12 protein-coding genes are annotated in these 13143 nt (G+C 38.3%); 2 read left to right on the top strand and 10 right to left on the bottom strand.

Annotated features, from left to right (window positions below):
- Positions 1-9: 9 nt before the first annotated feature.
- The 8 genes from QRE67_RS21725 to refZ all read right to left on the bottom strand — a co-directional run bounded on the left by QRE67_RS21725 (position 10) and on the right by refZ (position 10028).
- On the bottom strand, positions 10-1572 hold the full coding sequence (locus tag QRE67_RS21725) for an amidohydrolase (RefSeq protein ID WP_286122264.1): 1563 nt from the start codon (positions 1570-1572) through the stop codon (positions 10-12).
- A 267-nt stretch (positions 1573-1839) separates the two neighbouring features.
- The gene (locus QRE67_RS21730) at positions 1840-2271 is read right to left on the bottom strand and encodes a VOC family protein (RefSeq protein WP_286122265.1); all 432 of its coding nucleotides are present in this window, start codon (positions 2269-2271) and stop codon (positions 1840-1842) included.
- Positions 2272-2480: 209 nt separating this feature from the next.
- Positions 2481-4067 (bottom strand): acyl-CoA synthetase MbcS, encoded by a 1587-nt coding sequence (gene mbcS, locus QRE67_RS21735; protein WP_286122266.1) that lies wholly within the window; start codon positions 4065-4067, stop codon positions 2481-2483.
- A gap of 179 nt (positions 4068-4246) precedes the next feature.
- Positions 4247-4444, bottom strand: coding sequence for an alpha/beta-type small acid-soluble spore protein (locus tag QRE67_RS21740; protein ID WP_000124491.1), 198 nt, complete (start codon positions 4442-4444; stop codon positions 4247-4249).
- 183 nt (positions 4445-4627) lie between these two features.
- Positions 4628-5839, bottom strand: a complete 1212-nt coding sequence (gene thiI, locus QRE67_RS21745; RefSeq protein WP_286122267.1) for a tRNA uracil 4-sulfurtransferase ThiI — start codon at positions 5837-5839, stop codon at positions 4628-4630.
- Positions 5840-5845: 6 nt separating this feature from the next.
- Entirely contained in the window at positions 5846-6988 is a 1143-nt protein-coding gene (locus QRE67_RS21750) for a cysteine desulfurase family protein (protein WP_286122268.1), read from the bottom strand.
- 362 nt (positions 6989-7350) lie between these two features.
- The gene (gene ezrA / locus QRE67_RS21755) at positions 7351-9060 is read right to left on the bottom strand and encodes a septation ring formation regulator EzrA (RefSeq protein WP_286122269.1); all 1710 of its coding nucleotides are present in this window, start codon (positions 9058-9060) and stop codon (positions 7351-7353) included.
- Between the two features lie 329 nt (positions 9061-9389).
- Positions 9390-10028 carry a forespore capture DNA-binding protein RefZ gene (gene refZ / locus QRE67_RS21760; RefSeq protein ID WP_286122270.1) on the bottom strand — a complete coding sequence of 213 codons (639 nt, stop codon included), beginning with the start codon at positions 10026-10028 and terminating at the stop codon, positions 9390-9392.
- 147 nt (positions 10029-10175) lie between these two features.
- On the opposite strand from refZ, the gene msrC reads away from it, so the two are divergent.
- Positions 10176-10655, top strand: a complete 480-nt coding sequence (gene msrC, locus QRE67_RS21765) for a free L-methionine (R)-S-oxide reductase MsrC (protein ID WP_286122271.1) — start codon at positions 10176-10178, stop codon at positions 10653-10655.
- A 120-nt stretch (positions 10656-10775) separates the two neighbouring features.
- Here the strand turns inward: msrC and megL are convergent, their stop codons facing one another.
- Positions 10776-11966, bottom strand: a complete 1191-nt coding sequence (gene megL / locus QRE67_RS21770; RefSeq protein ID WP_286122272.1) for a methionine gamma-lyase — start codon at positions 11964-11966, stop codon at positions 10776-10778.
- Positions 11967-12317: 351 nt separating this feature from the next.
- Between megL and rpsD the strand changes: the two genes are divergently transcribed.
- The gene (rpsD, locus tag QRE67_RS21775; protein WP_286122273.1) at positions 12318-12920 is read left to right on the top strand and encodes a 30S ribosomal protein S4; all 603 of its coding nucleotides are present in this window, start codon (positions 12318-12320) and stop codon (positions 12918-12920) included.
- A 56-nt stretch (positions 12921-12976) separates the two neighbouring features.
- Here the strand turns inward: rpsD and QRE67_RS21780 are convergent, their stop codons facing one another.
- A complete protein-coding gene (locus QRE67_RS21780; protein ID WP_286122274.1) occupies positions 12977-13108 on the bottom strand; it encodes a transporter in 132 nt (43 codons plus the stop codon).
- Between the last annotated feature and the right edge of the window lie 35 nt (positions 13109-13143).

A 13143-nucleotide genomic window follows, 5' to 3' on the forward strand; every position in this document is an offset into this window, starting at 1 on the left:
CGGCAATCTTTATTTTGTGTATACAACTTGACCATCTATCACCGTCATCTCAGCTTGTACATCTTTTATTTCTTCTGCCTCTATTTCAAATATATTACGATTAAGTATTGTAAAATCCGCTTCATATCCTTTTACAATTTTCCCGCGCTTGTTTTCTTTTCCAATTGCATATGCACTTCCAGTCGTAAATAAGGAAACAGCTTCAAATACCGATAGTCTTTCTTCTTGTATGTAACATGTTCCATCAATAAAACTTTTCCGCGTTACCGCACTATAGATTCCTAAAAGCGGATTTACTTGTTCAATTGGTGCATCTGATCCACCGCTGCAATGTAGTCCTGCACCGAGAAGTGTTTTCCAGGCATACGCATACCGAAGACGACGCTTCCCTAATTTTTCAATAACTGATGGAAAGTCAGACGAGGCAAATACAGGCTGAATGTCGACAATGACTTGTAAATGTTTCATACGCTCGATTAACGCTTCACGAGCAAGCTGACAATGGATAATGCGGTCACGCAATCCTTCTTCTGGAGGATATAATTCTAACGCATCGATTACATATTGAAGCGATAAATCACCGATTGTATGAATCGCAACTGGCATATGTAAATTACGAGCCTTTTTCACTAATTCCGCAAGCTCTTCACGAGAAAAAATCGCCACGCCATTTGTTTCCTTCGCATCTTCATACGGCTCGCTTAATAGCGCTGTTCGTCCGCCTAAGGAACCATCTGAAAAAATCTTCATCGCTCCAAATTCAATATAATGCTGGTTCTCATATTCTTTTCGTTCCTCTGCTACCTTATGGTGTACAAGCAAATGAGCTTTAAATGGCAGTTCCTTTATTACGTGTGAAAAGGCGTTATATGTTTTTTGAAAACCACCGTAATAGTTTAAATCTTCGGTATGTCCTCCTACTAGACCATATTTCCAACAATCTTGAACCGCTGTTTGCAATGCTCTTTGTAAATACGCTTCATTGATTTCAGGCTGAATGTGCTTAATTAAATCTTGTGCTTGTTCATATAACAGTCCCGTCAGCTCATTGGATGAGCCACGACCAACCTTCCCGCCCTTTGGATCTGGCGTTTCTGATGTTATCTTCGCTTTTTCTAGTATATAAGAATTTACCCATGTAACGTGGCGACAAACGCGCTTTAATAAAATTGGATGCTCTTTAGAAATAGCATCTAAATCACGTACATGGACACTTTTTGTATCCGTGAAATTATTTTCGTTCCAGCCTTCGCCAATAATCCATGTATCCTCTGTCGTTTCTTTCACTCGCTCTGCGACAAGCACAAGCATTTCCTGATAAGATGTACAAGAAGAGACATCTAACCGAAGCAGTCTCTCTCCATGTCCAATGAGGTGCATATGACTATCAACAAGACCTGGAATCATCGTTTTCCCCTCTAAACGCTGCACTTTTTCAGGCTGATAACGTCTCTCTAAGTCCCCTTTATTACCTGTATCAATAATAACCCCGTCTTCCACATAAACCGCTTCCACTTTTTCCTTCTCTTCCTGCATCGTATAAATATTTCCGCCGTGCCAAATCTCCCCCATCTTCTCATCTCCTTTTCTTTTTAGTTTACGAAATTGAAGCAAAGAAAAAAAGCAGATAATCCTCCTATAAATCGAAACTTTAATTAGTAGGAATTTTCTTCGTCTCTCATGAAATATATTTGCCTTTACTGCATTTTGAGGTGAAGCCATTACTGCTCTCAATTTGACCTATAAAACACTCGACACCTGGTTAATTGAAGAAGAACGATAACTTTACATACAAAAAAAGCACCACTTTGAGTAATATGGTGCTTTTTAAAAAGAGAATTAATTATTATCAGCAACAAGTGTTGAAATTTGCCATTCCATGCCAAATTTATCTTTTACTTGTCCATATGATGGGCTCCAGAAAGTTTCCTGAAGTGGCATTACTACTTGACCACCATCTTGTAATTTTCCAAATACTTCTTTGGCTTTTTCTACATCGCTGATTCTGATTGCTATCGTTACTTGTGATCCAGTTTCGTATGGTTGACCTGGGAATGTATCAGAAATCATAAGATCAGTGTTACCAACTTTTAAATGCGCATGTAAAATACGGTCTTTCGCTTCATCTGAGATAGGGTATTCTGGATTTTCAGGCATTTCTCCAAAAGTTTGAATGACTTCAACTTTTGCATCCAATGCATTTTCATAAAATTTAACTGCTTCTTGTCCATTACCATTCAAAACTAAATACGGGTTAATACCTAAAATCATAAAAGACACCTCTTTTTTAAATTTTTTGGGTAGCTGTTAAACAATCATATTTAACCACAAAAACGGAACGTATGTTCCGTTTTTGATGATATCATATATTACATACGTATACAACAACTTAATACAACTATCCTGCCTTTTTAAGCGTAAAAATGAAATATTACTAGTTTGCTAATAATTAGTAATTTTCTGTATTAACACCATCTTTCTTACTTTGATGCGAGTCCCATTTCTTGCTTTCTTAATTCAATACGGCGTATTTTCCCAGAAATTGTTTTTGGTAGTTCGTCTACAAATTCAATTTTACGAGGATATTTATACGGCGCTGTTAACTCTTTAACATGTTCTTGAAGTAACGGGATTAATGTTTCTTCGTTTTCTTGTACGTTTTCTCTTAAGACGATAAATGCTTTCACGACGCTCCCGCGTATTTCATCTGGACTTCCCACAACGGCACACTCTCTTACATACGGATGCTTTACAAGCGCATCCTCCACTTCGAATGGTCCAATTGTATAGCCAGAACTGATAATAATATCATCTCCACGACCTTCAAACCAAAAATAGCCGTCTTCATCTTTTTTTGCTTTATCACCTGTAATATAATAATCACCGCGGAATTGCATCGCTGTCCGCTCATCATCTTTATAATATTGCTTAAAGAGTGCTGGTGTTTCAATATGAACAGCAATATCTCCAACTTCGCCTGAAAGTACAGGCTGTCCCTCTTCATTTACGATATCTACATGATTACCTGGCGTTGGTTTTCCCATCGATCCTGGCTTAATCTCCATCCCTTTCATTACGCCAACGAGCAATGTATTTTCCGTTTGACCGTAACCATCTCGAACTGTAACGTTAAAATGATTTTGGAATGTTTCAATTACCTCTCGGTTTAGCGGTTCTCCTGCCGATACCGCACTATGTAAAGCCGCCAAATTATACCGCTGTAAACTCTCTACTTTTGCCATTAAGCGATATTCTGTCGGCGTACAGCAAAGTACATTTACTTTATTGTCATCTAATAACTGTAAATATGTTTTTGGTTCAAATTTACCGTGGTATACAAATCCCGTTGCCCCTGAACCGAGCGTCGCTAGAAACGGACTCCAGATCCATTTTTGCCAACCTGGACTAGCCGTTGCCCATACAACATCATTCTCTTCAATTCCAAGCCAATTTGGAGCGCTTGTACGCAAATGTGCATATGCCCATGCATGTGTATGGACGACCCCCTTTGGATTCCCTGTTGTTCCTGATGTATAAGACAAAAAGACCATATCTTCTCGGTCCGTTTTTGCGATTTCTAATTCATCACTTTCTGTTTCTAATGCCTCTTGTAAATTGATCCATCCCTCTACTGACTGCTCGCTCAATACGAATTTTTGAAGGGAGTCCATCATCTCGACACCTTCAAATTGTTCGATATAAGGCTCGTAACTAACGATCGCTTTTACTTCCCCATGACGAATACGGTATTCAATATCTTTTTTTCGGAGCATCTCTGAACTTGGAATGACCACAAATCCCGCTTTAATCGCCGCAATATATGTCATATAGGCTTCAATAAGACGCGGCATCATAATGAGAAGCTTGTCCCCTTTTTGCAATCCGCTCCTTATAAAAGCGTTTCCAATTTTATTCGCACCTTTTATTAATTCAAGATATGTAACCTCTCGTCTATTCCCTTCTTCATCTTGCCAAATTAAAGCAAGCTTCTGCTTTTCATTTGTATATTTTTCTATCTCCGCAACTAAATTATAAGACGGCGGTGCTAACAATTCTTCTCTATTCACAATCCTCATCCTCCTTTATCTCTATGCCTCCCTTCTATAATAAAGAATTTTCAGTTAATTTTAAACCTACTTTTTTTGACAAATTTTTTAACGAAATGTCGATAAAGTGAAACTTTTCTCAGTATGAACAAAAAGAAGGAGCGGGAAAACCCGCTCCTTCTCAGCCATGATATATGGGATTATTTTTGGTAACCGCCTAATTGTTGTTCAGCTAGTGAAACTAGACGTTTTGTAATTTCGCCACCAACAGATCCGTTAGCGCGAGATGTTGCATCTGCTCCAAGTTGAACACCAAACTCTTGTGCAATTTCATACTTCATTTGATCTAATGCTGATTCAGCACCAGGAACTGCTAATTTGTTTGTGCTTCTTGCCATATGGTATCACCTCCTTGTGAGTATAGAGTGTGATAAATCATATGACTTCATACATACCTACATATGGTAATTTATGGTTTTAAAGGATATTCAAAAAGTCCGGTAAAGATAGCAGTCGCATTTCTTCGTTGCATCGCCACGAACCGCTCGGCTCTCTTTATCCTCCTTTTTGAACAAGCACTTTTAGAATAAATCTTCAAACTGCTCTTCTTCAGTCACTTCTACTGTTTGCAATACCATTTTTTCTGTATTCGCAACAGCTTCCTCAATAAGTGGTGTAAAGTCATAATACGATTCAAATCGATTTGCTTTTTCACGCTTTGGTTTTGTTGTCGGACTTGCTGGTGTAAATACTGTACAGCAGTCTTCGTATGGGCGAATTGAAATGTCATACGTTCCAATTTCATTTGCAATTTTAATAATTTCTAACTTATCCATTGTAACAAGTGGACGGATAACTGGATAGTTTGTCACTTCGTTAATTGTATGCATACTATCTAACGTTTGACTTGCTACTTGTCCAAGACTTTCCCCAGTTGTTAAAGCCAGCGCATTACGCTCTTCTGCAATACGTTCTGTAATACGCATCATCATACGGCGCATAATCGTCATTGAATAACTAGATGGAATTTCTTTATTAATCGTTTTTTGCACTTCTGTAAACGGAACAAGGTGAAGCGTCACACGTTTACAATACTTTGTTAGCTCTTGCGCTAAATCAATTACTTTTTGCTTTGCGCGCTCACTTGTAAACGGCGGACTATGGAAGTGAACTGCTTCCACTGATACACCGCGTTTCATCGTTAAGAATGCAGCTACTGGGCTATCAATTCCGCCAGAAAGTAGCACCATTACTTTTCCGCCGACACCAACTGGAAGCCCACCTGCTCCCATGCGCTCATCACACATAATATAGCTATAACCGCTGCGAATCTCTACGCGAACATTCACATCTGGATTATGAACATCTACTGTAATGTCCTCTGTATTTTCTAGAATATACCCACCAATCTCCGGAAGTAACTCCATCGTTTGCATTGGGAATCGCTTATAAGAACGGTGCACTGTAATTTTAAATGTTTTCACATCGCCTTTGACTTGTAAGAAAGCAGCAAGCGCACCTTTTTTAATTTCTTCTAATTCTGACGGTACTTTCATCGCTAAGTTAAACTTATGAATACCAAACACATCTTGTAATCTCTCTGCAATTGCCTCATGGTCTTCACCATTTAACTCGATATACATACGGTCATGTGTTGCATCGATTTTGATGTTTGGGAACTTCTTTAATTTAAATTTAACGTTATCTTTTAACGTACTCACAAACTTAGAACGGTTTTTTCCTTTTGTCGTCATTTCACCATAACGAACTAAAATATATTCATATGTCATCATATTTCTTTACCTCATCACTTCATATAATTTTTGCAACGTTTCTTTTATAATGCCTTCGAATTGTGTTACTTCTTCCATCGTATTCTCCGGTGCTAAACTAATGCGAATGGCACTTGCTGCAGCAGCATACGGCACTCCCATTGATACTAACACACGGCTCACTTCATTCGCCTTTGAGGAACAAGCTGATTTTGTTGATACGTATACATCATGTTCTTCTAGAGCATGAACCACTACTTCCGGTTTTAAACCGACGAATGATACATTTAAAATATGCGGTGCTGCATATTGAAGCGATGTATTAATTGTTACGTCTTTCATTTCCTTAAAGAAGCGTACCAATTCTGCTTGTAACTTCTGTAAATGGGCCGTCTTCTCCCCTATATGTTCCATTGTCATACGCAGTGCCTTTACCATCGCTACAATGCCTGGTAAGTTCTCCGTGCCTGAACGATAACGAAGCTCTTGCTGACCACCTGATAAAATTGGATCTAATCTTACGCCATCGCGTACATATAGAAGTCCAGTTCCCTTTACGCTATGAAATTTATGCCCAGATATTGAACAAAGATCAATATGAGAAGCATATAGATCAAGCGGTACTTTTCCAATTCCTTGTACATGATCCACATGGAATCTTACTTTCGGATAATCGGTTAACAATTCACCAATTTCAGAAACAGGTTGAATCGCCCCTGTTTCGTTATTGACATGAATAACGGAAACAAGGATTGTATCCTCACGAAGTGCTCGTTTCACATCTTCTACAGACACAATACCATGCTCATTTACAGGTAAATAGGTAACCTCAAAACCGAGTCCTTCTAATTGTTTATATGCTTCAAACACAGACGCGTGTTCAATATTTGTTGTAATGACATGTTTGCCACGAGAACGATTCTTCATCGCTATTCCTTTAATCGCAAGGTTATTTCCTTCCGTTCCGCCCGATGTAAAGATAATCTCTGAAGGCTTAACACGAAGAAGCTGTGCTGCAATCGTTCGAGATTGCGTTAATAAGCGCTCTGCTTCTCCTCCAAGCGAATGAATAGAAGAAGGATTTCCAAAATATTTTCCGGCAACCGTTACGTAAGATTGAAGGACTTCTGGAAATGGTTTCGTCGTCGCACTATTATCAAAATAGATCATCGTTCTTCCCCTTTCAGCGATATCGCATCGTACAATCATATCACAAGTACATGCAGTTACGCTAAAGATACTCGTAGGTTCCATTCTTTAAATACCGAAGCATACGTTTGTATTTTGAAACGAAAAACCGTCCGGTATTCCGCTATTTATTATAGCAACATCATCTCAAAATTTACACAACATGATAAAGTGAAACTTTAATCAGTGGGGGTTTTCTTCATCCCCCACTGATTATTAGCCCTCACCAATCGGGCTTTTACAGGCAGTTTATCCCCCGCCTAACTTCTTTGCTTTCTTCTGAACTTTGAGGTGGGGGTATTACTGCCCGTTAATGCGGGATAAAAAAACAAACCCCTTTTTCATTAAGGGGTTTGTTCACCATCAACAAATTCAGCAATTTTTTGTACAACTCCAGGCTCAAGTTGTTCTAGAACCGAAGCTGCTTGCTCTAAAGCTGCATCATATTCATATTCACGGAACAATCTCTCTGCCTCATCTAAGCTATATGCAAGCTCCAGATCATGACTACGATAACGGTTACCGTATTGAATTAATTTTTCTACTAAATGTGCCTGTCCAATTAACTCCTGTGTCATTTCATACACACCATTTACCATGGTAAATGCTTCTTCTAACATGCTATTTACAACATTCATATTCAGTGGTTTTAATTCTAACTGTTCATAAACACCTTGCATCGCTTGCTGTCCTCTTTGCAAATCATCCATAATACTATCTGGAAGACCTGGCAAGTTAGACTTTTGCATAAAGCGTTTTGCTTCTACAATCATTTGGCGTATTTCATGTAATGTTTCACGCGCTTCAAACTCTTCCTTACGCATCATTTGTAACATGTCCTTATATTCAACATGAAGAACCTTCAATGTTTCACATTGCTCATAAATTTCTTCTAGCTCTTCGCGAATAACAGAGAACGCAATATCTTGCTCAGCAATACGTAATTGCAACACTTCAAAACGTTTCATTAAAATGTGCATTTGTTTTTCAATGATTTTTTGTGATTCGATATCTTTATCTTGCAATTGATAGCTTTGCTTAACAAATTGTGTTTCCGATTTTGTTTCAATTGTTTGTTCGCGCATTTGCTCTAAATCTTCGTATACAGTAACAGTCTTTTGCTCCACGTAATGCTTCGCATGCACTTCTTGTTCTAACTGATCATACAGCGTATCTAAATTCGTTTTTAAAGCTTCTATTTTTTCTGTTGCTTCTGTTATATGTAACTCTTGCAAATCCATCAGACATGTTTGTAGTTGTTTATTCATATCTCTTACTTCTTTAGGGATTTCCAAATGATTTAATACATACGCTTGCTTCTTCATATCGTCATGACCTTGTAATAAATCATCTAATTGTACCGGTAATGTCGTTTGACACTCTACTAACAAATCAGGAATTTCATGAATGATGATTTCTAAATTTGATAATCCATCTTCTAAGCTTATTACAATGTCGCGTGCTTTTAAGTAATCACCATTTTCTGTTGCTTCTTCAAACGTTTGGAACTTGTTTGATTCTGCATCAAGCAGCTCTTCAATTTTCTTTTCTGCTTCGCCAAACATATGGCGATGAGCGAGGACACTCTTTTTCATACTGCGATATGTATCACGTAAGCCGTCAATTTCCGAACTATTCTTCTCATAGCTCTCTAACAATTGTTGCAACTCGTTTAAAATATCTGTAATGCGGTTATCCGCTTCATCTAAACCACTAATGGATTCATTCATCGCATGTTTTGCTTTTCGGAAGGAAAATTGTGAGGCTGATTTTTGTGCACTTTCCAATGCTTTCTCAGCTTTTGGAAGAAGGTTTGCAACAATTTCATCCCATTCTTCGCGCCATTTTTCAAATAGTTCTTCAGTTTGCCCTGTCATATTTAACTCTTTAACCCGTTTCAATTCATCTGCAACAGGTTTATCTTTTATTTCTTGTTTCCACTGCTCTAGTGCTTCAAGATCTTTATATAAACGATTTCTTATCACGAGCTCTATCATGAGCAGTAATAGAATAGAGCTTACTACAATGATAACGATCGTCAGGATAGAATCCATGTAAAAAAGCCTCCTATTATACCTCTTTTTTTGTCCGTTCCGTTTATGAAATGGAAGGCATTATGTATAAAAAGGGAAATCCCCTATATTTAACAACTAACAATGTTCTAATCATATCATGTAATGACGTGTTTTTGACCTAGTTTTTTAAAATTTCATGTTTCTTTTGTTACTTTTGTAACATCCCCTTTTGGGAATTTCTGTATCTTTCTTTTTCACATCTATTTTCGTCTTTTCACAATTTGATCATCACCTCGGTTATACATACCTTTATCCCGCTATTCGCGGGCAGTAATACCCCCACCTCAAGTCCATTAGGTGGGGGTATTTCAAATATGAACAGCTCTTGGCAAAGGATAATACACTTGTTCTAAACAAAGTGCTAGTTCCATCCACTGCTCAACTTCCTTCGTATACATTTCCAAAAAGAATGTTTCTGACGGAAATGAATGTAGCACTTCCGTTATATATTGCGGATACAAATATGGCATGTTCATCATGCCCTTTAGCTGTGTCATAAACATTGTAAAAGATACTTTTTGAAACTCTTTCTTCACTTGCCCTTGTCTAATTACTTGCTCTATATAATATCTTTCTTTAGAAAAATAAATAGTCATTACTTCTCGAATTAACGTTGTATCCAATGAAAGTTCCCGGTAGAAGAAACGAGTGAGCTCTCGATTTTCAAACTGATAGCGTAAAATCCCTCGTACAATTTGTAACATAACTTCCTTTGACGACAAATACTCCCGTTGTTCAAATGACCGTTCAATCACTTTGAGATATCCCTCTAAAAAGTCCGTTATAAGCTGTTCTAATAACCCTTGCTTTCCAGAAAAATAATACGAAATATTAGCCACATTGACATCCGCTCGCTTTGCGATATCACGCACCGACGTTCCATCATATCCTTTTGCATAAAACAAAGAAATTGCCGCATCGATAATCTTTTGTTTCGTCTGCTTCATGTGCTCACTTCCTTTCATGGAACAGCTATAGATTAAATTTCTTGACTTTTAAGACAAATTCCTTTAATTTTCTATCGACAAAGTCATATGAAATACAGCGTATTTCGCTATGATTTTACATTTCTTGATAGAAAGGATGACGTTTCCATGTTTACAAAAGAAAGCTATACAGGTTCACGTGAACAGCAATATGAAACTGTAATTAAACAAATTGATGCACTACTTACAGACGAATCAAATGTAGTCGCAAATTTAGCAAATGCTTCTGCACTACTCAATCAGTTTTTAGAACGGATTAACTGGGTTGGTTTTTATGTAACCGAAGGAAATCAATTGGTGCTCGGGCCATTTCAAGGAATGCCCGCATGTGTTCGCATCCCATTCGGACGCGGTGTTTGCGGAGTAGCAGCTGAAACAAAAACAACACAGCTCATTGCAGATGTTCATCAATTCCCAGGTCATATCGCTTGCGATAGCGCCTCTAATTCCGAAATTGTTGTACCGCTTATTAGGGACGGTGAAGTCATCGGTGTACTAGATATTGATAGTCCCGAAAAAAATCGTTTCGACAAAGTTGATCAACATTATTTGGAGAAATTTGTGGAAACGCTCCTAAAACATATGTAGTGAAGTTTAACGAATAAGATAAAGTGAAACTTTGATTAATTAGCCCGCACGAATCCCATGAATAGCGGGCTAAAAAAGCCATCAGTTCGCGCATACCGCTTACTGATGGCTTTTTTACTTTCACTGCCCATTTACATGAGAAAACGCAGCCTCTCTTTTTTGCAACGCTTGCGCTAGATCACCAACAATATCCTCCCATGCTTCTAAGCCGATAGACAATCGTAATAAGTTATCGTAAATACCCATCTTATGACGAACTTCTGCTGGAATGACAGCATGTGTCATTGTTGCTGGATGTTGAATCAATGTTTCTGTATCCCCTAGACTGACTGCAATCGTAATAAATTGCAATTCATTCATCAAAGCCTGCGCCTCATCTTTTCCACCTTTCACTGCAAATGAAATAACACCGCCCCCACGTTTCATTTGTTGAGCTGCTAGGTCTCCCTCTGGATACCACACCGCTTCTACACTTTCATGATTTTGTAAAAACTTCACGACTTTTTCAGCGTTATCACAGTGTCGATCCATTCTTACCGCTAGCGTCTTTAATCCTCGTAGTAAGAGCCATGCATCAAACGGTGCCATAATTCCACCAATGTCCTTTCGAATCGGGCGAATCTTTTCAGCTAAGTCTTTCGTTTTACAAACCGTAACACCGGCAACAACATCCCCATGCCCACCAATATATTTTGTAGCGCTATGGAGAACGACATCGCACCCTAACGCAAGAGGCGTTTGTAAGTACGGCGAACAAAATGTATTATCTACAATAACAAGTAAGCCATTTTGTTTTGCCACTTTGATAACCTTCTCTAAATTAATAAGCTTCATCGTGGGATTAATCGGTGTTTCTACAAAAATCAATTTTGTATTTGGACGAATTTTCGTTTGAATATCCTTTTCCGTTTCCATATCGCATAATGAATGAGTAATCATGAATTTATCTTCTAATACTTCCAAAAATCCATACGTACATCCATACAATCCATTTGAACAAATAATATGATCTCCAGCACGTAAAAACGCAAGCAGTGTAGCAGAAATAGATGCCATTCCAGATCCAAACGCCAGAGCAGCTTCTCCCCCTTCTAAAGCTGCCATTCGGTCTTCAAACAATTCAACAGTCGGATTTCCAAGCCTCGAGTAAATATAAGATGCGTCCTGCCCAGCAAAACTTGCTTCTCCTTGCTGCGCTGTTTCAAATGTATACGTTGAAGTTTGAAATAGCGGAGGCGTTAAGCTCCCCTTATGCAAAGTAGGATTATAACCATGATGAATGAGCTCCGTTTCCATATGCTTCTTTTTCATACAAACATCCCCCTTATACTTTCTATTTTATGTAAGCGTTTTCTGTTTGTTGCTACTCTTTCCATAGCGTTGTTTTGAATTCCTTCTTGTATTTTCCCAAAATTTAGATGTATAAAACAAAAAACAACTCCCTTGACGAAAGTTCGTCAAAAAGATATAATAGCGTTTGTGTAAAATAAAAAGGCAGCCTTGTAATATGAGTTTATCGTTTGTATTTTGTTCCTCTACTTGAGGTGTATCTCGTAACTCCCTGCTGCTGGAGCGAAGGTACATGAAAACAAAATGCGCATAAATGTCAATTACGCCTGTTTTTATTTTACGAAAATAAAAACACTAAAGGAGGAGTCAATTATGGCTCGTTATACAGGTCCAGCATGGAAACTCTCTCGTCGTCTTGGAATTTCTCTAAGCGGCACAGGTAAAGAATTAGAAAAACGCCCTTACGCACCAGGTCCACACGGTCCGAACCAACGTAAGAAACTTTCAGAATACGGTTTACAATTACAAGAAAAACAAAAACTTCGTCACATGTACGGCATGACTGAGCGTCAATTCCGTCGCACATTTGATCAAGCTGGTAAAATGCCAGGTAAACACGGCGAAAACTTCATGATCCTTCTTGAAGCTCGTCTTGACAACCTAGTTTACCGCATGGGATTAGCTCGCACTCGTCGCGCTTCTCGTCAATTAGTAAACCACGGTCACATCATGGTAGATGGCGCTCGCGTAGATATCCCATCTTTCCGTGTAAAACCAGGTCAAACTATCAGCGTTCGCGAAAAATCTAACAACCTTGTTGTTGTTAAAGAAGCGATCGAAGTTAACAATTTCGTACCTGAATACTTAACTTTCGATGCTGATAAATTAGAAGCTACTTTCAATCGCTTACCAGAGCGCGCTGAATTAGCTGCTGAAATCAACGAAGCGTTAATCGTAGAGTACTACTCTCGTTAATGACAAAAAGCCGATCCCTTGGATCGGCTTTTTTCGTTATTATATATAAAATAGGCTTATTTACTGTCGTCTTGTTTTTCTATATACACATATTCATCCTTTGGGTTCTGTTGAACCTCACCTTGAGTGTTCCCTGCTAACTGACCTGCGTTCAGCAACGAAAAGATAATTAACGCTTCTAGTGACATAATTTTTTATCACACCCTTCTATCAATTGGAATAC

This window comes from Bacillus sp. DX3.1 (assembly GCF_030292155.1).
Classification (GTDB): domain Bacteria; phylum Bacillota; class Bacilli; order Bacillales; family Bacillaceae_G; genus Bacillus_A.

Bases quoted from the DNA above. Each gene is read 5' to 3' on its own strand.
- QRE67_RS21725 (WP_286122264.1), bottom strand. From the start codon at position 1,572: ATGGGGGAGATTTGGCACGGCGGAAATATTTATACGATGCAGGAAGAG.
- QRE67_RS21730 (WP_286122265.1), bottom strand. From the start codon at position 2,271: ATGATTTTAGGTATTAACCCGTATTTAGTTTTGAATGGTAATGGACAA.
- QRE67_RS21740 (WP_000124491.1), bottom strand. From the start codon at position 4,444: ATGGCAAGAAGCACAAACAAATTAGCAGTTCCTGGTGCTGAATCAGCA.
- thiI (WP_286122267.1), bottom strand. From the start codon at position 5,839: ATGATGACATATGAATATATTTTAGTTCGTTATGGTGAAATGACGACA.
- QRE67_RS21750 (WP_286122268.1), bottom strand. From the start codon at position 6,988: ATGATCTATTTTGATAATAGTGCGACGACGAAACCATTTCCAGAAGTC.
- ezrA (WP_286122269.1), bottom strand. From the start codon at position 9,060: ATGGATTCTATCCTGACGATCGTTATCATTGTAGTAAGCTCTATTCTA.
- refZ (WP_286122270.1), bottom strand. From the start codon at position 10,028: ATGAAGCAGACGAAACAAAAGATTATCGATGCGGCAATTTCTTTGTTT.
- msrC (WP_286122271.1), top strand. From the start codon at position 10,176: ATGTTTACAAAAGAAAGCTATACAGGTTCACGTGAACAGCAATATGAA.
- megL (WP_286122272.1), bottom strand. From the start codon at position 11,966: ATGAAAAAGAAGCATATGGAAACGGAGCTCATTCATCATGGTTATAAT.
- rpsD (WP_286122273.1), top strand. From the start codon at position 12,318: ATGGCTCGTTATACAGGTCCAGCATGGAAACTCTCTCGTCGTCTTGGA.
- QRE67_RS21780 (WP_286122274.1), bottom strand. From the start codon at position 13,108: ATGTCACTAGAAGCGTTAATTATCTTTTCGTTGCTGAACGCAGGTCAG.